The sequence below is a fragment of the Mycobacterium sp. 852002-51163_SCH5372311 genome, assembly GCF_001667115.1.
Lineage (GTDB): Bacteria > Actinomycetota > Actinomycetes > Mycobacteriales > Mycobacteriaceae > Mycobacterium.
Window position 1 is genome coordinate 1 of the sequence record NZ_LZIJ01000142.1, and the last position, 758, is coordinate 758.

Annotated in this window: 1 protein-coding gene; it reads left to right on the plus strand. The window is 64.8% G+C overall.

Features of this window, described 5'->3' with window-relative positions:
* Positions 1-758 (plus strand): serine/threonine-protein kinase (locus tag A5791_RS16540; protein ID WP_156661224.1); only part of this gene is annotated, 758 nt, incomplete at both ends.

The following is a 758-nucleotide window of genomic DNA, read 5'->3' on the forward strand; positions in this document are numbered from 1 at the left end:
CATGACACCGACACCGACCGGATCGTGGCCCTCAAGTTGTTGCCGGCGAATCTGTCGGAGGACGACGACTTTCAGGGCCGATTCCGCCGCGAAGCCCACGCGGCGGCGCGGTTGAACAGCCCGCACGTCATCCCGATCCATCACTACGGCGAAATCGACGGCCGCCTGTATGTCGACATGCGCCTGGTCGAGGGCCGCGACCTGCAGACCCTGCTGGCTGACGGGCCGTTGGAACCCGCGCGCGCGGTACACATCATCGGCCAGGTCGCTGAAGCTCTGCACGCCGCCCACGAGGTGGGTCTGCTGCACCGCGACATCAAACCCTCCAACATCCTGCTCGACCGCAACGACTTCGCCTACCTGATCGACTTCGGCATCGCCCGCGTCCTGGAAGAGACGCGAATGACCAAGTCGGGCTTCATGATCGGCACCTTTCAGTACATCGCACCCGAGCGGTTAGATAACAGAACAGAAGATGCCCGCGCCGACATCTACTCGCTGGCCTGCGTGCTATTTGAAAGCCTGACCGGACACCCGCCCTTCGAGGAAGACACGATGGCGCGCCTGGTCGCCGCACACCTGAGTACCCCCCCGCCGCGACCCTCGACCACCCAACCCAATGTGCCTCCCGCTGTCGACGAGGTCATCGCGACCGGCATGGCCAAAGACCCCGACCAGCGATACGCGACCACAGTGGAGTTTGCCGATGCCGCCCGCGACGCGATCACCGAGCCCATTCAGCGACCGGCAGCGAAGCC